At 68.4% G+C, this 23,832-nt stretch carries 23 protein-coding genes and 1 riboswitch; of the genes, 8 read left to right on the top strand and 15 right to left on the bottom strand.

Features of this window, described 5'->3' with window-relative positions; translation table 11 throughout:
- Positions 1–34: 34 nt before the first annotated feature.
- The 6 genes from DL990_RS30920 to DL990_RS30895 all read right to left on the bottom strand — a co-directional run bounded on the left by DL990_RS30920 (position 35) and on the right by DL990_RS30895 (position 5,928).
- On the bottom strand, positions 35–457 hold the full coding sequence (locus tag DL990_RS30920) for a nitroreductase family deazaflavin-dependent oxidoreductase (protein ID WP_125784734.1): 423 nt from the start codon (positions 455–457) through the stop codon (positions 35–37).
- A gap of 46 nt (positions 458–503) precedes the next feature.
- Positions 504–1,481: an L-histidine N(alpha)-methyltransferase gene (gene egtD / locus DL990_RS30915; protein WP_125800775.1), complete on the bottom strand. Its 978-nt coding sequence runs from the start codon at positions 1,479–1,481 to the stop codon at positions 504–506.
- Positions 1,478–2,260, bottom strand: a complete 783-nt coding sequence (egtC, locus tag DL990_RS30910) for an ergothioneine biosynthesis protein EgtC (protein WP_125800774.1) — start codon at positions 2,258–2,260, stop codon at positions 1,478–1,480. The genes egtD and egtC overlap by 4 nt, the downstream gene beginning before the upstream one ends.
- A gap of 5 nt (positions 2,261–2,265) precedes the next feature.
- Positions 2,266–3,615 (bottom strand): ergothioneine biosynthesis protein EgtB, encoded by a 1,350-nt coding sequence (gene egtB / locus DL990_RS30905; protein WP_125784118.1) that lies wholly within the window; start codon positions 3,613–3,615, stop codon positions 2,266–2,268.
- On the bottom strand, positions 3,612–4,874 hold the full coding sequence (locus tag DL990_RS30900) for a glutamate-cysteine ligase family protein (RefSeq protein WP_125800773.1): 1,263 nt from the start codon (positions 4,872–4,874) through the stop codon (positions 3,612–3,614). The genes egtB and DL990_RS30900 overlap by 4 nt, the downstream gene beginning before the upstream one ends.
- A 130-nt stretch (positions 4,875–5,004) precedes the next feature.
- Positions 5,005–5,928, bottom strand: a complete 924-nt coding sequence (locus tag DL990_RS30895; RefSeq protein ID WP_125800772.1) for a LysR family transcriptional regulator — start codon at positions 5,926–5,928, stop codon at positions 5,005–5,007.
- A gap of 162 nt (positions 5,929–6,090) precedes the next feature.
- Between DL990_RS30895 and DL990_RS30890 the strand changes: the two genes are divergently transcribed.
- Positions 6,091–7,281, top strand: a complete 1,191-nt coding sequence (locus DL990_RS30890) for a Glu/Leu/Phe/Val dehydrogenase dimerization domain-containing protein (protein WP_125800771.1) — start codon at positions 6,091–6,093, stop codon at positions 7,279–7,281.
- 69 nt (positions 7,282–7,350) lie between these two features.
- Here the strand turns inward: DL990_RS30890 and pip are convergent, their stop codons facing one another.
- The 5 genes from pip to DL990_RS30865 all read right to left on the bottom strand — a co-directional run bounded on the left by pip (position 7,351) and on the right by DL990_RS30865 (position 11,567).
- Complete coding sequence (gene pip / locus DL990_RS30885) at positions 7,351–8,298, bottom strand: prolyl aminopeptidase (RefSeq protein ID WP_125800770.1); 948 nt, start codon at positions 8,296–8,298, stop codon at positions 7,351–7,353.
- 145 nt (positions 8,299–8,443) lie between these two features.
- Entirely contained in the window at positions 8,444–9,175 is a 732-nt protein-coding gene (locus tag DL990_RS30880) for an ESX secretion-associated protein EspG (protein ID WP_125800819.1), read from the bottom strand.
- 24 nt (positions 9,176–9,199) lie between these two features.
- Positions 9,200–10,543, bottom strand: a complete 1,344-nt coding sequence (locus tag DL990_RS30875; protein WP_125800769.1) for a hypothetical protein — start codon at positions 10,541–10,543, stop codon at positions 9,200–9,202.
- Complete coding sequence (locus DL990_RS30870) at positions 10,540–11,166, bottom strand: DUF3558 domain-containing protein (RefSeq protein WP_125800768.1); 627 nt, start codon at positions 11,164–11,166, stop codon at positions 10,540–10,542. The genes DL990_RS30875 and DL990_RS30870 overlap by 4 nt, the downstream gene beginning before the upstream one ends.
- Before the next feature lie 2 nt (positions 11,167–11,168).
- Positions 11,169–11,567 (bottom strand): hypothetical protein, encoded by a 399-nt coding sequence (locus tag DL990_RS30865; RefSeq protein WP_125800767.1) that lies wholly within the window; start codon positions 11,565–11,567, stop codon positions 11,169–11,171.
- A 201-nt stretch (positions 11,568–11,768) separates the two neighbouring features.
- On the opposite strand from DL990_RS30865, the gene DL990_RS30860 reads away from it, so the two are divergent.
- From DL990_RS30860 to DL990_RS30840, 5 genes are all read left to right on the top strand, one after another.
- Positions 11,769–12,365 (top strand): TetR/AcrR family transcriptional regulator, encoded by a 597-nt coding sequence (locus tag DL990_RS30860; RefSeq protein WP_125800766.1) that lies wholly within the window; start codon positions 11,769–11,771, stop codon positions 12,363–12,365.
- 157 nt (positions 12,366–12,522) lie between these two features.
- A complete protein-coding gene (locus tag DL990_RS30855) occupies positions 12,523–13,869 on the top strand; it encodes a hemolysin family protein (protein WP_125800765.1) in 1,347 nt (448 codons plus the stop codon).
- On the top strand, positions 13,866–14,909 hold the full coding sequence (locus tag DL990_RS30850; protein ID WP_125784135.1) for a hemolysin family protein: 1,044 nt from the start codon (positions 13,866–13,868) through the stop codon (positions 14,907–14,909). The genes DL990_RS30855 and DL990_RS30850 overlap by 4 nt, the downstream gene beginning before the upstream one ends.
- Entirely contained in the window at positions 14,906–15,817 is a 912-nt protein-coding gene (locus DL990_RS30845; RefSeq protein WP_125800764.1) for a 3-methyladenine DNA glycosylase, read from the top strand. The genes DL990_RS30850 and DL990_RS30845 overlap by 4 nt, the downstream gene beginning before the upstream one ends.
- Positions 15,818–15,910: 93 nt before the next feature.
- Positions 15,911–16,594 carry a hypothetical protein gene (locus tag DL990_RS30840; RefSeq protein ID WP_233598805.1) on the top strand — a complete coding sequence of 228 codons (684 nt, stop codon included), beginning with the start codon at positions 15,911–15,913 and terminating at the stop codon, positions 16,592–16,594.
- Positions 16,595–16,883: 289 nt separating this feature from the next.
- Here DL990_RS30840 and DL990_RS30835 read toward each other — a convergent pair whose 3' ends face one another.
- Entirely contained in the window at positions 16,884–17,708 is an 825-nt protein-coding gene (locus DL990_RS30835; protein ID WP_125800763.1) for an aldo/keto reductase, read from the bottom strand.
- Positions 17,709–17,756: 48 nt separating this feature from the next.
- Entirely contained in the window at positions 17,757–18,584 is an 828-nt protein-coding gene (locus tag DL990_RS30830; protein WP_199746670.1) for a helix-turn-helix domain-containing protein, read from the bottom strand.
- Positions 18,585–18,698: 114 nt separating this feature from the next.
- Between DL990_RS30830 and DL990_RS30825 the strand changes: the two genes are divergently transcribed.
- The gene (locus DL990_RS30825; protein ID WP_125784141.1) at positions 18,699–19,061 is read left to right on the top strand and encodes a nuclear transport factor 2 family protein; all 363 of its coding nucleotides are present in this window, start codon (positions 18,699–18,701) and stop codon (positions 19,059–19,061) included.
- 3 nt (positions 19,062–19,064) lie between these two features.
- Here DL990_RS30825 and gcvP read toward each other — a convergent pair whose 3' ends face one another.
- A complete protein-coding gene (gcvP, locus tag DL990_RS30820; RefSeq protein WP_125800762.1) occupies positions 19,065–21,944 on the bottom strand; it encodes an aminomethyl-transferring glycine dehydrogenase in 2,880 nt (959 codons plus the stop codon).
- A gap of 170 nt (positions 21,945–22,114) precedes the next feature.
- A riboswitch (glycine riboswitch) is annotated at positions 22,115–22,216 on the bottom strand.
- 46 nt (positions 22,217–22,262) lie between these two features.
- Positions 22,263–22,844 carry a MerR family transcriptional regulator gene (locus DL990_RS30815; protein WP_005150040.1) on the bottom strand — a complete coding sequence of 194 codons (582 nt, stop codon included), beginning with the start codon at positions 22,842–22,844 and terminating at the stop codon, positions 22,263–22,265.
- A gap of 297 nt (positions 22,845–23,141) precedes the next feature.
- On the opposite strand from DL990_RS30815, the gene DL990_RS30810 reads away from it, so the two are divergent.
- Positions 23,142–23,756 (top strand): TetR/AcrR family transcriptional regulator, encoded by a 615-nt coding sequence (locus tag DL990_RS30810; RefSeq protein ID WP_125784145.1) that lies wholly within the window; start codon positions 23,142–23,144, stop codon positions 23,754–23,756.
- Positions 23,757–23,832 lie beyond the last annotated feature (76 nt).

Genomic DNA, 23,832 nt, shown 5'->3' with positions numbered 1-23,832 from the left:
TAACCCAGTCACCGGCCGAAAGGATGGTACGAACCTATCGAGTGGTTGTCTTCAACTCGAAAATCGGTAACACACGGCGAGCGGCGTGGGCTTCCATGGAGTAACCGGGCCAGAAGTCCAGCAGCAGTTTCCACATCGCTTCGTACTCGTCTCCGAGCAGTTCCCTGGCCCTGACCGGGATCTCCTTGCCCGCCAGCGCCACGACCGCGTCCGGATGCGCCCGCAGATTGTGTGTCCACGCGGGATCGTTCGGCCTCCCCCAATTGGAGCCGACGAGCACGAAATCCTCCCCGTGCGGGAAGTACAGAAGGTTGGTACCGCGAGACAGCCCGCTCTTGCGGCCGGTCGTGGTCAGCCGCAGGGAAGGAAGCCCGGCCAGCGCGACCAGGCTCACCTTCCCCTTGAACAGGCGGTGCAGTCTCTTGTCCACCCAGATGATCCCGCCCGCGAGCCCCATCAGCCACGGTTTCGTGCCGAGCACGCGGGCGAGCGACGTGAGAGGGTTAGCCACGGACAGATCTTGCCAGGCTCACGCCGAAGCGCGATTCCGAGTCCGTCCACCATTTCTCCACCGAGAACCCGGCTTCGGCCAGTTCCGCGGCGATTCCCTCCCGCCGGAACTTCGCGGAGATCTCCGTGCGCACGTACTCGCCCTCGGCGAACTTCACCCGCAGGTCCGCACCAGGGATGTCGATGGTCAGTGGCTCACTGGCACGCAGACGCATTTCGATCCATTCGTTCTCCTCGTCCCAATACGAGACGTGGTCGAAGGCGGCCGGATCGAAGTTCGCGCCGAGGCCGTTGTTGATCACGTGGAGCATGTTGCGGTTGAACTCGGCGGTGACCCCGGCCGCGTCGTCATAGGCACGCTCCAGCGTTTCCCTGTCCTTCACCAGGTCCGTCCCGAGCAGGAGCCACTCCCCTTCGTCGAGCACTTCGCGGACCGAGCGCAGGAAGATGGCGCGATCGGCGGGCAGGAAGTTGCCGATCGTGCCGCCGAGGAAGACCACCAGCCGCGGCCGGTCACCCGGCAGCAGGTCGAGATGCCGGGTGAAGTCGCCGACCACGCCACGGACTTCGAGGGACGGGTAGTCGGCCGTGATGGCTTCCGTGGCTTCGGCGAGCGCGGTTTCGGAGACGTCGAGCGGGACGAACTCCTTCAAGGTGCCGTGGTTCGTCAGCGCGTCGAGCAGGAGCCTGGTCTTCTCACTCGATCCGGAACCGAGTTCGACCAGGGTGTGCGCGCCCGAGCTTTCGGCTATCTCACCGCCGCGCGCCGCGAGGACCTCGCGTTCGCTGCGGGTCGGGTAGTACTCGGGAAGGGCGGTGATCTTCTCGAACAGTTCGCTGCCGCGCGCGTCGTAGAACCATTTGGGCGACAGCCATTTCTGGTCCGCTTCCAGGCCGGCGCGGACGTCCGTGCGCAGCTGCTCGGTGATGTCCGACTCGCTGTGGTGTACGTCGAGGTCGACTTCGGTCATCGTGCCTCAGGGCTCCGATCGGCTTCGAGGGCGGCGTTTTCTTGAAGAGCGATGATTTCCACGCCCGCACCGGTCACCCGGACGGCGTGGTGGTCGGGAACGGGAGTCCAAGCGGGATCGTCGGCACACGGTTCCGACGCGACGAGCACGCCATCGCCGGTGTCCAGATAGGACAGTGAATGCGTCCACGCGGTACCGATGAGCGTCCGGCCGTCGGTCAGCAGGAGGTTGAGCCGCGAACCCGGCCCCGCCTCCTCGACGACTCCGGTCAGCCACGTGACGGCCGCGAGCGGGTCTTCACCCGCCTCGAGCCGCTCACGCAGCAAAGCCCACAGCAGTACCGAATCCGTGGTCGCCTCCAGGGTCAGCAGGCGGGTGATCGGCAGTTTCGCGGCGAGCTCGGCCATCGAATCCGGCCAGCCCCTCACCAGCCCGTTGTGGCTGAAGAGGTAGCCGCCGCCGGTGAACGGCGCGTTCGCCGCCTCGACTACGGGCATCCCCGTCGTGCCGTTCCGGACCGCGGCCATGAAGGCGTGCGATCGGACCGAGCCGGCCAGCGCGGGCAGGTCCCCGTCCGTCCACAAGGCAGCGGATCGGCGCAGCCGCACCGGCTCGGGACCTTCGGCGTACCAGCCGAGGCCGTACCCGTCCGCGTTGACGGAGCCACCGCCCCGCATGTCATCGGGCGCGTAGGACTGCACGAGCAGTGAATGCGGGGCGTGGAAGAGCGTCTCGGCGGGTGAACGCGGCTCGCCGAGATACGCGAGGTGACGGCACATGCCGCTCAGGCCACCTCGCTCGGCCGCGCGTCCCGGGCACAGCGGAACCCGGAGAAGATCTGCCGCCGGATCGGGTGATCCCAGTTGCGGAACGTGCCGCGGATGGCCGCCGCGTCCGTGCCGAACGAGCCACCGCGCAGGATCCGGTAGTCCCCGCCGAAGAACACCTCCGAATACTCCTTGTACGGGAACGCGGCGAATCCCGGATACGCCTCGAACCCGCTGCTGGTCCACTCCCAGACGTCGCCGATCAGCTGGTGCACACCCAGCGGCGAGGCGCCCGCCGGATACGCGCCTGCCTCCGCGGGCCGCAGGTGCCGCTGCCCGAGGTTGGCGTGGTCGGGGCCGGGTTCCTCGTCGCCCCAGGGGAACCGGCGCGAACGGCCGGTCGCCGGGTCGAACCGGGCGGCCTTCTCCCACTCCGGTTCCGTCGGCAGGCGCCGTCCGGCCCAAGCGGCGAACGCCTCGGCCTCGTGGAAGGAGACGTGGACGACGGGTTCCGCCGCGGGCACTTTCTCGTAGACACCGAACCTCGTCCGCCACCAGCCGTCCTGCTCCCGCTTCCAGAAGCGCGGCGCGTCGATGCCGTGCTCGCTGCGGTACGCCCAGCCTCGTTCACTCCACCACTTCGGGTCTTGGTAACCCCCGGAGTCGAGGAACTCGGCGTACGCCCCGCAGGTGACCGGCGTGGTGTCGATGAAGAACGCCTCCACCGCAACCTCGTGCGCGGGACGCTCGTTGTCCAGCGCCCATGGCTCGGCGGAGGTGCCCATGGTGAAAGCGCCACCGGGCACGAAGACCTCCGCGGGCAACTGCCCGGACCGCGACGGCGGCGGGGTGGGCGCGTGCAGCACCGGATCACCCTTGCGAAGCTGATGCGTGGCCAGCATCGTCTCGTCGTGCTGCTGCTCGTGCTGGGTGATCATGCCGAAGGCGAAAGCGTCCTCGGTGAGCCGCCTGCCTTGCAGTGGAACGGTTTCCAGGATGTCGAAGGACTTCTCCCTGACCTCGCGGACGTACTTGCGGGCTTCCTCCGGGCCCAGCAGCGGCAGCGCCGGACGATCCGCGCGAGCGTGCTGGAACGCGTCGTAGATGTCGTCGATGTCGGGCCGGAGCGCCTCGCGGCCGCCGACGTCGCGCACCAGCCAGAGTTCCTCCTGGCTGCCGATGTGCGCGAGGTCCCAGACCAGCGGCGACATCAGTTTCGAATGCTGGCGGACCAGCTCTTCGTCATCGACGTCCGTCAACGCGACACTGCGCTCGCGGGCCCTGGTGAGCGCCTCGGCCGCGTGGGCCCGCAGGTCTTGTGGGCTCAGCGCGCGAAGTGGGTTGGTCTCGGTGCTTTCCACGCTCATGACTGGTGGCTCCTCGAACCGCGCACGAGGGACTGCACGCCCTCGCTGATCTCTGTGATGGTCTCCGGCGGCAGACCGGTCATGCCGAGTTCGGCACAACCGAGGTCCACCACCTCGCTCGCCACGGCGGCGATCGCCCGGTCGGCCAGGCCGAACCGGGCCGCGCACTCCCATCGGCCCGTGACCGGTTCGCACAGTTCGAGCACCCTGTCCACTGTGGATGGACGCGCGAGAAGTGCGGCCAGCAGCGCCACCGGATGCAACCACTTGGCGGCGGGCTGGGCGTCCAGGTAGCGGATCTCCAGATACCCCTGTGGACGGACCGGCGTGAAGAAGGTCGTCAGGTGATAGGCGAGGTCGTCCTCGGTCGGCCTGCCGAGCCGGACCGCTTCGCCCCGTCCGTCGATCCAGTCGGCGAAGGTCAGGGAATCCGGCGCGTCCCAGCGGCCGTCGCCGCCGGGCAGGACCATCAGCGGGGTGTCCAGGATCCTGCGTGCCCACTCCCCCGCCGGATCCCTGGTCGGTTCCGCCGAGCGAGTGCGGGCGTTTTCCGTTTCCATCACGGCCAGCCAGCGCGCGGACGCGTGGCCGGTGTCGCGTCCGGCATGGACCCTGGAGTTGGCGAAAGTGGCCAGCAAGGGCGGGCCCAGCGCGTGGACGGCGGCCCAGCGGTCGGCGAGGTCGCCTGCTTCACCGGTGTCCACGCAGACCTGCAGGCCGGCGGTGCTGCACATCATCGTCGCGCCCCCGGTGCCCATGGGGGCGAAGCGGCGTTCCATCGCGGCGTAGCGCGGTGTGCCCAGTTTGCGGACAGGGGCGCGATGCCTGTCTATCCCGGAGTCACCCAAGCGCAGGCCTCGGGCGGCGAGAAGATTTTCGAGGTGGGCCAGATCGGCCGAGACGACGGCGTCCAGGTGGCGCAGCGTGGTCTGTGGTTGAGCGGAGATCTCCACCTGACATCCGGGCTCGAGGCTCAGCGGTGAACCTGCCGGAAGCGGGAGTGCGGGGCTGTCGGGGCTCAGTGTCCGCGGGGTGTGCGGGCCGAGCGCGGTGGCGAGATCGTCGGGGTCGAGAGGCCGGGCGGGCTCGTCGGCGTAGTGCACGGTGAATTCCAGCTCCACGCCGAGAAGTCTCGGTGGCCCGTGCTTGAAGCACACGGAAGCCACATACGCCTCGCCCTCGGCGCGGTCCGAGAGGACCTTCGCCGTCGCGTTCGACGCGCTCCCGGACTTCTCGGGGAAATCATGAACAGTAGTCATCTTTCCGCCGTCCAGTCGGTTGTCCGATCAGTGAGAAATCTTGACTTCGGACGCTACACGCGAGGTCCGACAAAAACAGGCCGGTTCTCGCCGGGCAGGATCGGCGGCCCAGCTCTCAGGACGGGACGAATCAGGGCAAAGCGGGCTCGGTGCCCAGACCCAGCGCCGCGGCCGCGTTGCGAACCGCCTCGATCACCAGCTGCAAGGCGGGCCGCCGCTTCGAAGTCGTCCGGTACGCGATCGAAACCGTCCTGAGCAACGGTGTGGTCAACGCGACGACGTCGATCCCCGGCGGCCGGAGGCCGAGCCCGAGATCCGAAACGAGGGTCACCCCGAGCCCGGCGCGGACCATCGCCATCGCCGTGGACTGTTCTTCGACCTCGTGGTTGATCTTGGGATCGAACCCGTGGCGATGGCAGGCGGTGCGCACGGCACGGCCGAAGTGGCTCTTCGGGCTGGCGAGGATCCAGGGATGTTCGGCCAGTTCGAGCAGGGACGCGCTGCCCGTGGGGACGGCGCCGGCGGGCACCGCGGCGTGCAGCCGCTCGACCGCGATCACCGCGCGTTCCAGACCCGCGTCCCATGGCATCGGCGCGTCGGAGTAGTCGATCACGAACGACAGGTCCAGCTCACCGTCCCGGACCGCGTCGGCGGTGTCCTCGGGCGCCAGCTCGCGGGTCCGGACCTGGATCCCCGGATGCTCGGCCGCGAGCGCGGTCAGCGCATGCGGCAGCAGCCCCGAAGCGACCGATGCCCACACCCCGGCCATGAGCCGGACGGAAACGGTCTCCTGCGCCTCTTCCAGCGCCAGCGTCGCCCGCTCGACCGAACTCAAGATCTCCTCGGCGTGCTCGGTGAGCAGCAACCCCAGTTCCGTCAGCTGCACCCGCCTGCCGAACCGTTCGAACAGCTTCGCGCCCACGTCCCGCTCCAGCTGCGCCAACTGCTGCGACACCGCCGAAGCGGTGTAATGCAGCGAAGCAGCGGCCGCCGTGACGGTGCCGCGCCTGCTCAACTCGCGGAGCATCCTCAGGCGGTGCAACGAAAGCTCCATGAGCCCAACGTAATCGGGTGCGGTCGCGAATGCCGGGTGACGCGTTACACCAGTTTCTCTGCACGTCATCGTTCAGATTCGGTAAATGGACGCCCGTGCCCGGCAGGGCGCACCCTCGGAAGTGGCGCAGGACGACCCCGAATCCCCGAAGGAGGTGGCCGCATGGCCGCGAGGAACGCCGAACCGCTGATGAGGCTGATCTGGACCGACCCCGTCACCGGTGCCACCGGCTACCTCGTTGTGCACACCCTGGTCTCCGGTATCGCGACCGGCGGGACCCGGATGCGCGCGGGCTGCACGATGTCCGAGGTCGAGGACCTGGCGAGGGGGATGGCGAACAAGACCGCGACCTTCGGCCTGCCGGTCGGCGGCGCCAAGGGCGGCATCGACTTCGATCCGAAGGACGAACGCGCTTTCGGTGTGCTGGAACGGTTCTGCTCGTTCCTGCGGCCGTGGATCGACAACCACTGGGTGACCGCCGAGGATCTCGGTGTCCCCCAGCACCTGATCGACGAGGTGTTCGCGAAACTGGGACTGGAGCAGTCGTACCACGCCGCGATCCGTCGTTCGGCCGATCCGGCGCACACCCTTCGCCGCGTTCAGGCCGGGTTGAACACCCCTGTCCCCGGCGGACTCCTGCTCGGCGACGTGATCGGCGGCTACGGCGTCGCACAGGCCTGTCTGGGTGTCGCCGACGCGTGGGAGTGGCCGGTCGCGAAGACCACGGTCGCCGTCCAGGGCATCGGCACGATGGGCGGGGGCGCGGCCTGGTACCTGCACGAAGCCGGCATGACCGTCGTCGCGGTCGCGGACGCCGCCGGGACGCTGTACCGGCCCGAAGGCCTCGACATCCCCGCGCTGCTGGAGCTGCGCGACTCCTACGGCGAGATCGACCGTGGCCGGCTCCCTGCCGACGTCCAACTGCTCCCCCGCGACGAGATCGTGTCGACGGAGGCCGACATCTTCGTCCCGGCGGCGATCTCCTACGCGCTGCGTGCCGGGAACCAGGGCCTGGTCAAGGCGAAGGTCGTCATCGAGGCGGCCAACGCGGCGACCACACCCGACGCCGAAGCCGGCCTGGCGGCCCGCGGCATCCCGGTGATCCCGGACTTCGTCGCCAACGCCGGCGCGGCCGCGTGGGCGTGGTGGCTGCTGCTCGGCGAGGTCGGCGCCGATCCCGCCGACTCGTTCCTGCGACTGCGCACCGAGATGCGGGCGAAGGTGGCGCTGCTGCTGAGTTCCTGGAACCTCGACCGGATCGCCCCGCGCACCACGGGCCTGCGGCTCGCCGAAACCACCCGTTCGGACGCCGTCGCTACCTCTGAAGCCGCCCCCGTCTTGGTGATCCCCTGAGAGTGCGCGTGAAGGCCCCTTCCCTCGGCTGAGCCGACGGAAGGGGGGCCTTCACGCGCGATCAGCGACTCAGGAGGCGAAGCGGTCCGTCGCGCCGATGAGGACTTCGCGCATCGGCTCGTCCTGGGTGCTGTGGCCGACCTCGTCGATGACCACCAGCTCGCTGCCCGGCCACGCGTGCGCCAGTTCCCACGGGGTACCGATGAGGTTGCCCAGGTCGAGGCTCCCCTCGGCGAGCACGGCGGGGATGTGGGCCAGCTTCCCGGCCTCCCGCAGGACCACGCCTTCGTCCAAAAAGGACCCGTGGCTCCAGTAGTGCGTGACCAGCCTCGCGAACGCGAGCCGGAACTCCGGCGTCTCGAAGCTCTTGTACGGCGGGGAGGTCGGGATGACCGCGTCCTCCCAGGTACACCAGTCGGCCGCCGCCTTCCGGTGCACCGCCGGATCCGGGTCCATCAGCAACTTGAGGTACGCCGCCGCCAGGTCGCCGTCGCGGTCCTCTTCGGGGACGCCGTCACGGAACTTGGCCCAAGCCTCGGGGAAGACGCCGCCGAGGCCGCGGGTGAGCAGGTCGGTCTCGCTCCGGCGCCCGGTGGCCAAACCCATCAGGACCATCTCCGAGACCCGGCCCGGATACCGCTCGGCGTAGACCAGCGCGAGCACCGAGCCCCAGGAACCGCCGAAGATCAGCCATTTCTCGATGCCCAGATGCTCGCGAAGCCGCTCCATGTCGGCGAGCAGGTGGTCGGTGGTGTTGGCGGAGAGGTCGGCCTCGGGCTCGCCCGCGTGCGGCGTGCTCCGGCCGCAGCCACGCTGGTCGAACAGCACGACGCGGTACTTGGCCGGATCGAAATAGCGGCGCAGGCCGGTACTGCAACCTGTCCCCGGGCCGCCATGCAGTGTGACGGCGGGTTTGCCGTCGGGATTACCGCAGACCTCCCAGTACACGAGGTGCCCGTCGCCGACGTCGAGCATCCCGTGGTCGTACGGTTCGATTTCCGGATACAGCCGTGTCACTTCTCGTCCTCCCGGACCCGCCCGAATACAACAGCGCTGTCACAATAGCCGGGATCGACGCCTGGGTGCGCGTGCTTTAAGTACATGAAGGCCCCCTTCCTTGCGTCTGGCGCAAGGAAGGGGGCCTTCATGTACTTGCCTGTGACTAGCCGGGCAAGGTCCCGGAGACGTGCCGGAGCGCGTCGGCCAGTTCCGACGGACCGGCCGGTCCGATGTGGACCACCGCGTCCTTGCCGTGCCCGGTCGTGTAGCTGAGGTACCGGCCCCAGTCGGTGTCGGCGAAGTGGAGCGGATCCTCGACGGCGACGTGCCTGCCGACTTCGTCCCGCTTGCCGACGTAAAGCTCGCCGCTCCCCTCGACCGGCCGCTGCACGAGGCTCACGATGTCCGCGATCACCGGCGGCAGCGAATGTGTGTCCGGGCCGCGCCGCGCCGCCTCTTCGAGCTCGTACGCGCGGATCGTGCGAAGCCTGCCACCGCCCGCGGGAACGGGCGGCAACTGCTCGATCAGCGTTTCAGGCAGCCGACGGCGGTCGATCTCCTGGAGTCCTACCCAGTCGCCGGACGCCACCGCCAGGACCGCTTGCAGTCCCAGTGAGGCGGCGAGAACGCCGTAGGTCTCGCCTCCGGTGTTCACCCAGCCGTAGTACTCGATGGCCGGTTTCGTGAGCACCGGAAGCCAGTCCAAGAAGTCGACCGACGCGCGGCCGCTCGAATCCAGCAGCCCGGCTTGCGCCAACGCCACTTGCACTCGCTTGTCCGCCTCCGCGCGGGCCGTCCTCGACAGCCAGCGCGGCTCGGGGCGCAGCGTGATGTGCAGGTCGCCGACGCGTTCGCGTTCGGCGAGCACCGCCAACGCTTCGACCGGGACGTCCACCCGGCCTGTTCTGACGGTCATCCGCTACTCGCCGATGACCGGCGGACTGGTCCGCTGGTCGGTGCCGAAGATCGCGTCGGGGTCGGCCTCGATCAGGTAATCGGGACGCTGGTGCTCGTCGTCCTCGTCACCGTCGGCACGCCTGCCGCCCGCCCCCATCGGGCCCATCCGATCGTCGCGACCGCGGCCGGCGCCACCACGGCCACCGGCCACGTCGGCGCCACCCAGGCCGCCGAGACCGCCCATGCCGGAGCCCCGGCCCGCGCCCAGGCCGCCGGAACCCGGTCCACCGGGACCACCCGCGCGGCCACCGGTGCCGCCCTCGCCACCGAGGAGCCTGCTCGCCGCACTGTTGGGCCCGGGAACGTTGCGTCCGCTGGTGCCTCCGGGCGGGTTCTGCCCAGTACCACCGCCCGGGTTGTAGTTCTGGCCCGGCCCGTTCGGGAGGCCGATGACGTTGTCCGAGTCACCAGGTCCGCGTCCGGGGTTCCTGCCCGGGATCTCGGTCGTCGGTCCCGGTTTGCCCCGGCCACCACCGGACGGCAGCGTCGTGTCCCCGGTACCCGGCTTCCGCGTCGGCGTCGTGATGTTGGTGTCGCCACCGGGCTTGTCCCTCGGGTTCACCGGACGATCATCGGTCGAGCCCGGCTTGGTCTGGTTCTGGTCGGTGCCCGGCTTGGTCTGATTCTGGTTGGTGCCGTTGTCGTCCGTACCGCTGGTGTCGGTGCCGTCGTTCTCGTCGTCCCCGCCGCCGTTCCGGCTCGGCTTCACCGGGATGACCGGCGGCGGCTTGATCGGGGGCGGACCGCCATCGACCTTGACGCTGACGTTCGCACCGTCGTTCTTCAGCACGCCGTAATCGGTCGGCAGGTTGGAGCTCGTGCTGCTGGTGACCGAGTCGTACTGGTCCATCACGCGGACGTTGTTCTGGTTCGCCGCCTCGTGCTTCGCGACGCCCTCTTGGTAGTTCTTGATGTCGTTGTTGACCATGAACGGCCCGGCGATCGGGATCGCGCCCTTCAGTCCAGTGGTCCATGGGTCGGGCTTGTCCGGCTTCGGCGGCACGGGGACGACGGACGATCCCGAATCGTCGAAGCTGTCGGCCTGCATGGTGACCGAAGCCCTTGTGGTGAACAGCGGGTCCGCCGTCTCCTTGAAAGCCTGCTCGAGCGGGCCCGCACCGGCGTTCGCCGCGTCGGCGCCGGACCCCGTCCAGGAGGACGCCATCCGCGTCTGCAGCGACTTGATGGCCATGCCGCGTTCGACATAGGCGTCGGAAAGCTCAGCGACGCGATCGGCCGCGCTGCGCAGGTTGCGGGTGTCGCCCTCGGTGAAGTTCTCGTAGATCTGCTTGCCGTCCACCCTCATGCCCCCTTGAGTGTCTTGATCATGGCCGACGCGAGCTTCTGCGCGGTCCCACAGGAGTCCTGCTCGTTGTCGTAGCCCTCGGCTTGGGCGCTGATCGCCAGGTCGTCGGCCACGCCGACCGAAAGGTCGCAGTTGCCACGCGCTCGCCGGTCCTGCAGTCCGTAATAGACGGTCGGATATCCCTCGACGTCGGGGCCGGGCTCCAGGAACTTCAATTGCCCGGCTTCCTTGGCCTTGTGCAGGCCGGCCAGCCCGCCCATGCCCTTTTCGCGGTTGCCGCTACCGAGGATGATCTGCAGGCTGTCGGCCTTGCCACGAATTCCCCAGCTACAAGCTGGGTTATTGGTGTCGTTCTTCGGTGCTCCGGGCTCGGTGAACCCCAGTTCCGCGGCCGCAGCGGCCGGGAGCAGCTTGCACGCGTCGCCGACGAACGCCGAAGCGTCCAGCGGATTCGTCACCTTGGGGACGTTCGGGTCCTCTGGCGCGGCCGACGAAGCCGACGACGGCGACGTTCCCGGGGTCGGGCTCGGCGTACCAGGGGTCTCCCCTGTACACCCTGCGACCGCGACCGAAACGAACAAGAGCGCCACTGCGGCGGCACGATTTCTCAACACGTTCGGCATCCTCAGGTCGTGCGCAGGGTGTTGGCCTGGTCGGTGGCCATCGTCTTCGTGCGAGCGAGCTCGAGTTTCTCGATGTACCCCTCGATGTACGCCTTCATCGAGTCGTTCTGGTTCTGCAGGGATATCAAGGAGGTGATACCGGAATCGACGTAGCTCGAGCTGGCTTCGTCCTGCCCCGGCGGCATCAGATCCTCACTGATCCGACGGATCTTCTCGCCGTCTTCGACGACCTTCTTCAGCTCGTCCTGCCACAGCCCGATGACGGTCTTCAGCTCCTCGGGGCTCATCTCGAACCCGCCGCCGCCACCGCCGCCACCGCCGTAAACGGTCGGCTCCTTCGGCGTGGTGAGGTCACCCCAGACGGCCTTGATCGCGCTCGCGGCGTCTTCGATGATGTTCACGCCCGCACCTTCCCCTCAGCATTCACGCACCGTGACGGACAAAGCGTAGCCAAGCGGCGGACGGCGTGTCAGCCGATCCGGCCGAGTAGTCGGACGTGTTGCGAAACCTTCCGGTTCCCCGACCGGCCGGACATCCCGCGAACTGGTCACAGTACGTACGTACGGATTGCTTAACCGGGTTCCCGGTGACAGGATTCCAGGATGCCACGGGTCAGCCAGGATCACCTCGACGCACGCCGGCGCCAGATCCTCGACGGCTCCCGCGTGTGCTTCGCACGTTATGGCTACGAGGGTGCCACTGTCAGGCGGCTGGAGGAAGCCACCGGCCTTTCCCGCGGTGCGATCTTCCACCATTTCCGCGACAAGGAGTCCCTCTTCCTCGCCTTGGCCGAGGACGACGCGGTCCGCATGGCCGACATCGTCGCCGAGCAGGGGCTCGTCCAGGTGATGCGTGAGCTGCTGACGAACCGCAGCGAGCATCCCGCCGACTGGCTCGGCACGCGGCTGGAGGTCTCCCGCCGGCTGCGCACCGACCCCGAGTTCCGTGCCCGCTGGGCCGAGCGGTCCCATCAGCTGACGGCCGCGACCCGGCGCCGTCTGCTGCGCCAGCGCGACGCCGGGATCCTGCGCGACGACGTCGACATCGACGTCCTGACCGCGTATCTCGAACTCGTCCTCGAGGGACTCGTCTCGCACCTCGCGATGGGCCAGCCGGGTGATGATCTCGGTCCGGTGCTCGACCTGGTCGAGGAGAGCGTGCGACGGCACCGCGCCCACGCCGCCGGGGGAACGCGTTAAGATTGTCCTATCGTCGCAGTACAGCGGCGGTATTCGTTGATTTCGATCGAGGAGTGACTCTTTTCGTGCGCGACGCGCAGTCACCTGGTGACAGTATCGAGCCGGGTGGCACACCCGGCTGTTCCGCGGACTTTCCCGCCGACCCCATCGGCAGGAAATGATGGAAGTCCTGCTCGCCGTTCTCGGCATTCTCCTGTTCCTCCTGCTGACGGTCGGTACCGGCCTCGCCGTCGCCGCCGAGTTCTCCCTCACCGCGCTCGAGCGCAGCACGGTCGACGCGAACGTCCGCCAGGTCGGCGACCGGCGCGCGCACACCGTGCAGAAGGCGCACCGCACGCTCTCGTTCCAGCTCTCCGGCGCGCAGGTGGCGATCACCATCACCACCCTGATCACCGGTTATCTCGCGGAACCGGTGATCGGTGACCTGCTGCACCCGCTGTTCACCGCCGTCGGCTTCTCCGAAGGCGTGGCGAACGGCGTGTCGCTGGCCGTCGCACTGATCCTGGCGACGTCGCTGTCGATGATCCTCGGCGAAATGATGCCGAAGAACCTCGCCATCGCCCGGCCGCTGCAGACCGCGCGGGCCGTCGCGGGATACCACTCGCGGTTCTCGTCGCTGTTCCGCTGGCTCATCACGCTGATGAACAACAGCGCCAACTTCCTCGTCCGCAAGTTCGGAGTCGAGCCGCAGGAGGAACTGCGCTCGGCCCGTTCTCCGCAGGAACTGGGCTCGATCGTGCGCTCCAGCGCGGAAAGCGGCACGCTCGACACGTCGACCGCCGAACTGCTGGACAAGTCCCTCCGCTTCGGCGAGCGGACGGCGGACGAGCTGATGACCCCGCGCGTCCAGCTCGAATCGCTGACCGTGGACGACACGATCTCCGATCTCATCGAGATCTCGCGCCGCACCGGCTTCTCACGTTTCCCGGTCTACACCGAGGATCTCGACGACGTACAGGGCGCGGTGCACATCAAGCAGGCGTTCACCGTCCCGGCCACCCAGCGCGCCACGGTGCGGATCGGTTCGGTCATGCGGCCGATCCCGACGGTGCCCGAATCGCTGCCGGGCGACTCGCTGCTCAACCGCCTGCGTGATTCCCGGTTCCAGCTCGCGATCGTCGTCGACGAGTACGGCGGCACCGCTGGGTTGGTGACGCTGGAGGACGTCGTCGAGGAGATCATCGGTGACGTCCGCGACGAGCACGACGAGCGTGAAGCGCCGTCCTCCCAGCAGGTCGGCACCGACAACTGGCTCGTTTCGGGACAGCTTCGCGCCGACGAGGTCACCGACGAGACCGGATTCCGGATGCCCGACGGCGACTACGAGACCATCGCCGGGCTGATCCTCGAGCGGCTCGGCCGGATCCCCTCCCCCGGCGACGCCACCGAACTCGATGCCTGGCGGCTCACGGTGACCAAAATGGACCGTCTCCGCATCGCCGAGGTCGAAGTCCGCCGGGTCAGCGAGACCGCCATCTCCGCCGAGCAGGAGCCCGCCCGATGAGCGACTGGTTCAACATCTTCCTCGTCGTGGTCCTGCTGCTGGCCAACGCGTTCTTCGTCGGTGCCGAGTTCGCGCTGATCTCTTCGCGGCGCGACAGGCTGGAAGCCTTGCTGGAGCAGGGAAAGACCCGTGCCCGGATCGTCATCAACGCGAGCAAGAACGTCTCGCTGATGCTCGCGGGCGCGCAGCTCGGCATCACGATCTGCTCGCTGCTGCTGGGGCGCCTCGGTGAGCCCGCCATCGCACACCAGCTGGCCGGGTTCTTCGAACTGTTCGGGATTCCGGAGGTGCTGCTGCACCCGATCTCGTTCGCGATCGCGCTGGCGTTCATCACCGTCCTGCACGTCCTCGTCGGCGAGATGGTGCCGAAGAACCTCGCGATCGCCGAGCCCGAGCGGCTGGCGCTGTGGCTGGTCCCGGTCCACGTGGCCTGGGTGAAGCTCGCCAACCCGTTCATCTGGCTGCTGAACTTCGTGGCGAACTCGCTGCTGCGGCTGTTCAAGGTCGAGCCGAAGGACGAGCTCGAAACCGCCTACACCTCCGACGAACTCGCCGAACTGCTCAGCGAGTCGCGGCGCGAGGGGCTGCTGGAGCACTCCGAGCACCAGCGACTGAGCAAGACGCTGTCTTCGGTGGAGAAGACGGTCGCCGACGTCCTGGTCCCGACGGCGCAACTGACCACGCTGCCCTGCTCGCCCACGCTGGGCGACGTCGAGCGCGCGGTGTCCTCCACCGGGTTCTCCCGCTTCCCGGTGTGCACCGACGACGGGACGCTGACCGGCTACATCCATGTGAAGGACATCCTCGACCTCGTGGGCGAGGATCCGGGCACCGTGGTGCCGTCGGACAAGACGCGGGCGCTGACCGAACTGCACGCCGACGCCCGGCTGGACGAGGCGCTTTCGGCGATGCGCAAGGAAGGCAGTCACCTGGCGCGGGCGCTGAGCCCGGCGGGGGCCGCCGTGGGTGTCGTCGCGCTGGAGGACCTCGTCGAGGAATACGTGGGAACTGTCCGCGACGGTACCCACGTCATGTCATGACCGGTCCGATCGTTCTTAGCGAGCCCGTCTGGCGGGCTCGGGAAGACGACCACGTCACGCGGATGCGGCGCTGGACGACACCGCACCAGCGCCGCCGCTCGCGGGGCGAGAAGCATCCGGTGCTCGACTTCCTCTTCACCTATTACTCGCACCGGCCCGGGCATGTCGAACGCTGGCAGCCGGGCGCGGGCGTCCTGCTCGAAGGCGCGTCCGCGCGCCGGTTCCTGGAGCGCAGGGGCTATCTGGAGACGCCGGACGGAGTCATGCTCGATCCGGCGGGCTTCACCGATGGCCGGGCCAGGACCGCCGAATTCGTCCTCGGACTGCTCTCCGCGACCGCGTCCCGCTCGCCGAGACTCAGTTGTTTCGGACTTCACGAATGGGCAATGGTTTACCGGGAATCGGCGGATGAGGTTCGTCACTCACAACTTCCGCTCCGGCTCGGTTCGGCCGGAACGGACGGCGTCGTCGAGTCGCTGGAGATCCGGTGCGGACATTTCGACGCTTTTCGGTTCTTCACCGAACCCGCCCGGCCTCGCAACACGCTGCGGCCGGAGCGGGAGAACCAGATCGAGTTCGAACAGCCCGGCTGCCTCCACGCCAACATGGACTTGTTCAAGTGGGCGTACAAACTCGACCCGTTCGTACCCGCCGAGCTGGTCGGGGACTGCTTCGAGCTGGCGGCCGACATCCGTGAGCTGGACATGCGGGCCAGTCCGTACGACCTGGCGGACTTCGGGTACTCACCCGTCCGGATCGAGACCCCGGAGGGCCGGGCCGAGTACGCCCGCGCGCAGGCCGGTTTCGCCCGCCGGGCCGCGCCGCTGCGTGAGCACCTGATAGCGCATTGCCAACGGCTCCTGACCGAGTTAAAGAAGGCGTCCGCGACACGCGGAAAACAACTGTGAGTTGCCGCATTCCCCGTAACATCCTCCCCTGTTAGAGTGATAACGGTTTGATTGCATACGCAGCGCGAGCGCGCACGTTTCGAAAGGACAACGATGGGGCGACACAGCGTGGCCGAAGAGCCGGTGCCGCATCCCCTCGACCCGAAGCGGCCTCAGGGTCGCGGTGAGGCGACCGGTTCGCACCGGATCGTCGGGAAGAAGGCCCCGCGGCGACGGATCGCCAAGTGGCCCATCGCCTGCCTGGTCCTCCTTGTCCTGGTCGCGATCGGCGTCTTCGGCTGGAACTGGGCGGACGGGGAGCTCAACACCCGCGCCGAAGCCCAGGCCAAGGCCTGCAGCGCCGGCGACACCCCGATGCGGGTCATCGTCACCCCCAGCATCGAGAAGCCGGTCCGGGCGGCGGCCGAGCGGTGGAACAACGCCGCGACCGTGGTCCGCGACCACTGCGTGATCATCCAGATCGACGCGCTGTCCTCCGCGTCCGTGCTCGACGGCCTCGTCGGACGGACGAACCTGGACGCCATCGGCGGGCTCCCCGCCGCCTGGATCCCCGAGTCCACCTACTGGGTGACCGAGCTGAACACCGCCAAGCCCGAACTGGTCGGTTCGCCCGCCCAGTCGATCGCGACGGCGCGTTCGGCCGACTACCCGCTCGTCGGCCTCGCCGGGAAGAACATCGACGAGGTCCAGATGCGTGCCTCGCAGACGTTCCGGCAGTTCCTGCAGCAGCCCGCCCAGCAGGCCGACTTCGCCGCCGCAGGGATCAAGGCCACCTGAGCCCCGGACTTACGGGAAAGGCCCCTTCACCGCTCGGGAAGGGGCCTTTCCCGTATCTCGAGTCTCGTGAGTGGTCAGAGCCAAGGGTGGCTCAGGTACCTACGTGGTTCCGGCTGCGGTTGATGCCAGGCCCGGTCCGTGAAGGCCACGTTCACCCTTTCCCCAGTACATGAAGGACCCCTTCACTGCGCCAGGCGCAAGGAAGGGGTCCTTCATGTACCTCGTGCAGGCAAGAGGACCGGTACCGAGCCGGTCAAGGCTCGTGAGTGGTCAGGACCGTCCCTACCACTCAGGAGCCGAAGGTGTCCGGGTCGGGGCCGGTGCGGGTGCCGTCGTCGAACTCGGCGAGGGCCGCGAGGTCGTCCTCGGCCAGTTCGAAGTCGAAGACGGCGAAGTTCTCGCGGATCCGGGACGGGGTCACGGATTTCGGGATGGCCACGGTGCCGAGCTGGAGATGCCAGCGCAGCACCAGCTGCGCCGGGCTCTTGCCGTATTTGGCCGCGAGAGCGGTCAGCGTCGGGTCCGAGAGCAGCGACCCCTGCGCGAGCGGGCTCCACGCCTCGGTGACGATGCCGTGCTCGGCGTGGAACTCCCGCAGCGCCTTCTGCTGGAGTTTGGGGTGCAGCTCGACCTGGTTGACCGCGGGAACGATCCCGGTCTCGTCGAACAGCCGCCGCAGATGCGGGACATGGAAGTTCGACACCCCGATGGCCCGTGTCCGGCCGTCCTCGTACAGCTTTTCCAGCGCCCGCCACGTTTCGACGTACTTCCCACGGGTCGGCATCGGCCAGTGGATGAGGTACAGGTCGACGTGGTCCAGGCCGAGCTCCGCGAGACTCGCGTCGAACGCCCGGAGCGCCTCGTCGTAGCCGTGGCCCGGATTCGGCAGCTTCGTGGTGATGAACAGTTCGTCGCGCGGTACCCCGGCGGAGCGGATCGCTTCGCCGACACCGGCTTCGTTCCCATACGACGCGGCGGTGTCGATGCTGCGGTACCCGGCCTCGATGGCGGTCCGGACGACCTTGGCCGTGTCGCCGGCGGGTACCTGCCAGACGCCGAAACCGAGTCGGGGGATGGCTACCTCGTTGTTCAGGACGACGGAAGGCACGGCCATGGAAGGGGAATCCTCACTGGGGTCTGCGGCAGGACTTCTTGCCCCGCATCATTCCACCCCGCGCGCGGCGTACGCGCGCAAATACTCCGCCGTGTCCGCGTCGGCGGGGAAAAAGGATTCGATCACCAGCTCGGCGACCGTGATGTCCAACGGCGTCCCGAATGTGGAGACCGTGCTGAAGAAGGTGAGTTCGGTGCCCTCGTGCCGCAGCCGCAACGGGACGAAGATGTCGCCCGGTCCGGGGACCTCCACTTCGGGGACGGGATCCGCGCACGGATAGGTGAGCAGCTCCTCGAGTAGATCGGTGAGGACCGGATCAGCCGTCTGGGTCACCTGACGCCGCAGCCTGCCCAGCAGATGAGCGCGCCACTCCCCCAGGTTCAGCACATGCGGCGCCATCCCCTCCGGATGCAGCGTCACGCGCAGGACGTTGACCGGTGGCGTCATCAAGGCGGGCGAGACCAGGCCGGTCATGATCGAGATGCTCGAGTTGGCGTCGACCAGATTCCACCAGCGGTCGGCGACGGCGGCCGGATACGGCTCGTGTCCGGTCATCAGCTGGCGGACCGCCTTGCGGACCGCCGCGAGTTCCGGGGCGCCGAGGCCGCTTTCGGCATACGCGGGTGCGTAACCGGCGGCCAGCAGCAGCTGGTTGCGTTCCCGCAAGGGCACCTCCAGATGTTCGCCGAGCCGCAGCACCATGTCGCGGCTGGGCTTGGACCGGCCGGTCTCCACGAAGCTCAGGTGCCGGGTGGAGATGTCCGCCGAGATGGCGAGATCCAGCTGGCTGATCCGGCGGCGGTCGCGCCATTCGCGGAGGAGTTCGCCGACGGGGCGGCCCGCGCGGCTCACGGTCACTGTGGTCGTCACGATCACGAACCTACGGCCACGGACGACGGGCCGCCATTACCTCCCGCGTAATCGACGGGCCCCACCCTCAGCCGACATTGTTGCGGCATCGAACAACCCCCGAGAGAACAAGGAGACACCATGTCGGACATCCAGCGCGTCGCCGAGCAGTACATCGCCGTGTGGAACGAGACCGACGCGGACAGGCGCCGCGCGCTCATCGCCGAAGTGTTCACCGAGGACACCACCTACACCGACCCGCTCGGCGCTGTCACCGGCCACGACGGTGTCGATGGCTTCATCGCCGGCGCGCAGGCCCAGTTCGCGGGTCTGAGGTTCAGCCTGCCGGCCGCTCCCGACGCGCATCACGACATCGCGCGGTTCCAGTGGTACCTCGCGCCGGAAGGCGCCGAAGAACCGCTGGCGATCGGCTTCGACGTCATCACCGTCGAGGACGGGCGGATCAAGCAGGTGCTGGGCTTTCTCGACAAGATGCCCGGTTGAGGCTCAAGCGAAGGCCTCCGGTGGCGGGCAGGAGCAGACGAGGTTGCGGTCGCCCGCGGCCCCGTCGATCCGCCGCACCGGAGGCCAGATCTTCGCGGCGGTGAAACCGGCAGGGAACACCGCGGTCTCCCTGCTGTACGGGCGATCCCACTCACCCGCGAGACAGCGCGCGGTGTGCGGGGCGTTGCGCAGCGGGCTTTCGGCCACCGGCCACTCCCCCGCGGCGACCTTCTCGATCTCGCCGCGGATCGCGATCATCGCGTCGCAGAACCGGTCGAGTTCGCCGAGGTCCTCGCTCTCGGTGGGCTCGACCATGAGCGTTCCCGCGACCGGGAAGGACATCGTCGGCGCGTGGAGGCCGTAGTCGGCGAGCCGCTTGGCCACGTCGTCGACCGTGACACCGGTCCGTTTGGTGATCGCGCGGAGGTCGAGGATGCATTCGTGCGCCACGAGCCCCTCGTGCCCGGAGTACAGCACCGGATAGTGCCCGGCGAGGCGTTTGGCCACGTAGTTGGCGTTCGCGACCGCGGTCAGGGTCGCGCGCCGCAGGCCGTCGGCGCCCATCATCCGGACGTAGGCCCACGAGATCGGCAGGATCGACGCGCTCCCCCACGGCGCGGCGCTGATCGGGCCCACACCGGTTGCCGGGCCCGCCTCCGGTTGCAGCGGGTGGTTCGGCAGGTACGGCGCCAGATGCGCGCGGACGCCGATCGGCCCGATGCCCGGTCCGCCGCCACCGTGCGGGATGCAGAAGGTCTTGTGCAGGTTCAGATGGGAGACGTCGGCGCCGAACTTCCCGTACTGCGCCACCCCGATCAGCGCGTTCAGGTTCGCGCCGTCGACGTACACCTGGCCGCCCGCGTCGTGCACCAATGCGCAGACCTCGCGGACGGTGTCCTCGTAGACACCGTGCGTCGAGGGGTAGGTGATCATGATCGCGGCGAGGTCGTCCGCGTGCTCGTCCACAGTGGACCTGAGGTGGCCGAGGTCGATGTTGCCCTCGTCGTCGCATTTCACGACGACCACGCGCATCCCCGCCATGACCGCGCTGGCCGCGTTCGTCCCGTGCGCGCTGGACGGGATCAGGCAGACGTCACGTGCCGCGTTCCCGCGTTCGCGGTGATAGGCGCGGATCGCCAGCAGCCCGGCGAACTCGCCCTGGCTTCCCGCGTTCGGCTGCAGGGAGACCGCTTCGTAGCCGGTGATGCCGGCGAGCCACCGCTCCAGATCCTTCACGACGCTGAGCAGCCCGGCCGCGTCCTCGGCGGGCGCGAACGGGTGCAGACCGGCGAACTCGGGCCAGGTGATCGGCTCCATCTCGGCCGTGGCGTTGAGTTTCATCGTGCAGGAGCCGAGCGGGATCATGCTCCGGTCGAGCGCGACGTCCTTGTCGGACAACGCCCTCAGGTACCGGAGCAGCGCCGTCTCCGAACGGTGCGCGTGGAAGACCGGATGCGTCAGGTAAGCACTGGTGCGGCGCAGATCCGGCGGGAAGCCGTCCGCGGTGTCCGCGTCGAGTGAGTCCACATCGGACACCGCGACCCCGAACGCCTTCCACACCAGGGAAAGGTGCTCACGGGTCGTCGTCTCGTCGCAGGCGATGGCGACGTGGTCCGCGTCCACGAGCCGCAGGTTGACCCCGAGTTCCCTGGCGGTGGCGACGATCCCGGTCGCACGGCCGGGGACGGCGACCATGACGGTGTCGAAGAACTCGCAGTGCACGACGTCGACACCGCTTTCGGCGAGCCCCGCCGCGAGCACGGTGGCCATCCGGTGCGCGCGGTTCGCGATGGCGCGCAGGCCTTCGGGGCCGTGGTACACCGCGTACATCGACGCGATGACCGCCAGCAGCACCTGGGCGGTGCAGATGTTGCTCGTCGCCTTCTCACGGCGGATGTGCTGCTCGCGAGTCTGCAACGCGAGCCGGTACGCGGGCGCGCCGTCGGCGTCCTTCGACACCCCGACCAGCCGGCCGGGCAGCTGTCGTTCGAGCCCTTGCCGGACGGCGAGGTACGCCGCGTGCGGCCCGCCGAAGCCCATCGGAACGCCGAATCGCTGCGTCGATCCGATCGCGACGTCGGCGCCGAGCTCACCGGGCGACCGCAGCAGCGTCAGTGCCAGCGGATCCGCGGCCATCACCACCGCCGCGCCCAGCGCCTTGGCCTCGGCGATGGTGTGCTCCCATTCGCGGACGACACCCGACGCGCCCGGATAGGACAGCAGCACGCCGAAGAAGTCGCCGCCGAGCCCCAGTCCGGTGATGCCTTGGGACAGATCCGCGGTCACCAGCTCGATGCCGAGCGGCTCGGCGCGGGTACGCAGAACCTCGATCGTCTGCGGAAGGGTGTCCTCGTCGACGACGAAGCGGGCCGACTTCGCCTTGCCCGCCCGGCGGACCAGCGTCATCGCCTCCGCCGCGGCGGTCGCTTCGTCCAGCATCGACGCGTTGGCGATCGGCAGGCCGGTCAGATCGGCCACCATGGTCTGGAAGTTGAGCAGTGCTTCGAGGCGGCCCTGCGAGATCTCCGGCTGATACGGCGTGTACGCGGTGTACCAGGCCGGGCTCTCCAGCACGTTCCGGCGGATCACCGGCGGGGTCACGGTGTCGTGGTAGCCGAGGCCGATCATCTGGACCATCGGCCGGTTGCGCGCGGCCAGCGCGCGGAGTTCGGCGAGCGCGCCGGTCTCGGTGGCCGGGGGCGGGAGGTCCAGCGGTGTCGCGGATTCCCGCAGTGACGCGGGAACGGCCCGCTCGGCGAGCTCGTCCAGCGAGGCGACGCCGACGACGTCGAGGATGCGCGCGAGCTCTTCGGTGCCGGGACCGATGTGCCGGTCCGCGAAGGGGGTTCCGGATTCGAGAGCGGCCAGTGAAACAGGCTCCATCGGGGACCTCCCAAGACGCGGGGGTGGGGCCGGGACGATTGTCCTGGCCCTCCCCACTCTGTCCGTACCCCCGTGGGGGCGCCTGAGAGTTTCGCCCGAGTGTTGAGCCGGGCTTGCACCGTCGGCGGGGCCGCCAGGATGTGACCTGGCGAACCACTTTCCAGAGGCGTCTCTTCCGCGCGGTCCAGGGTGCCTGAGAGGTTCCGGGGAGGACTTGCTCCTTCGGCGCCGAGCTCAACGGTTATCGGCTCGGTCTCTCCCGCGCGGATTCGTCGACCGCGGAAGTGAGCCTACCCTGCCGCCCGCGCGGCTTCATGATCAGCCGGTGCGACGTGCGTTACGGCGCTGCGTGAGCTCGTCCGGCGTGACCGTTTCGATCACGCCGCCGTCTGCCCGCTCGGCCGGGAACTCGTGGATGGTGCCGCTGATCTCCTGCATCGCGCCGCTGACCGCGATCCCGAAGACACCCTGCCCGCCCTGGAGTAAATCGACGATCTCTTCGGGCGAGGTGCACTCGTAGACGGTGGTGCCGTCGGAGAACAGGGTGACCTTGGCGAGGTCGCGGACGCCGCGCAGGCGCAGGTGGTCGACGGCGACGCGGATGTTCTGCAACGAGACGCCGGTGTCCAGCAGCCGCTTGACGACCTTCAGGACGAGGATGTCCTTGAACGAGTAGAGCCGCTGCGAACCGGAACCGTGTGCGGTGCGGATGCTCGGCGCGACCAGCTTCGTCCTGGCCCAGTAGTCGAGCTGCCGGTAGGTGATCCCGGCGATCTGGCAGGCTGCGGGACCGCGGTAACCGACGAGTTCGTCCGGGAGGGAAGAGTCGGGGAACAGCTCGCCCTGCTCGCCGTCAGCGACCGGAACGAGCGGCTCTTGAGGGCTACCAGCCTCGACCACGCCATGCCTCCCCTCGCCCGACCTGGCGGCCGGCGAACAAAGCCGCGCGGACCCACGTGAGCCCGCACCGGAGTTCATCGTCAAGACGAATGCCCCAGACATCCGAATCACACCTTGGCGATTCACTCTCATTGACGGTAAGCGCGTCCGGCAAACCGGTCAACGCGACGCGCGGTCGGCCTCAAGCTCTTCTTGAGGCTTGTCGAGCACCGTCCCCCGTTCGGCCGTACGCTTGCCATCTTTACTCAGTCGTGTTAATTTTTACTCATGCAAGTAAATCCCTCTACTCAAAGTGCCATGCAAGAGGTTCAGGCGGAGCTGGGGCTGTCGGTCACCGAGGCGGCCCGGCGGGCCCAGATCATCGGGGCCACGATCGCGACGATCTCCGACCTCGGCTACCACAAGACGTCGTTCGCGAAGATCAAGGAGCGCGCCGGGCTCTCCAGCACCCGGATCATCTCGTACCACTTCACCAACAAGGCGGGCCTGATGCAGGCCGTGGTCACCACCGCGACCGGGATGAAGGACAAGTTCCTCGAGGAACGGATCCAGGGCACGACCGACCGGGCCGGGCTGCTGCGCGGTTACATCGAGTCGGAGATCGCGTTCCTCGGCTCGTACCCGGAACTGGTGCGGGTCATGGTCGAGATGGCTTCGAGCGGCTCGGACGCCGAGGGCTGGTTCATGTCGGCGCCGATCGTCGAGGAGTTCCGGACCGGCAGGCTCGAACGCCAGCTGCGGCAGGGCCAGCAGGAAGGCGCTTTCGGCGAGTTCGCGCCGGACGTGATGGCGCTGTCCATCGCGCAGGCCATCGACGGCGTCGCGGCGAAGTTCGCGGCCGACCGGAAACTGGACCTGGAGCGGTACGGACGGGAGCTGGCGGACCTGTTCGTCAAGGCGACCGCGGCCTGACGGCAGGTGGGGTCGGGCGCGGTCCGTCGTGAGTGGCGATTCGGGTTAGAACCCGAATCGCCACTCACGACCACCT

Source organism: Amycolatopsis sp. WAC 01416, assembly GCF_003947485.1.
Taxonomy (GTDB): Bacteria; Actinomycetota; Actinomycetes; order Mycobacteriales; family Pseudonocardiaceae; genus Amycolatopsis.
Note: the sequence above shows the minus strand (reverse complement) of the source record. Positions and strands in the feature narration are given on the sequence as shown.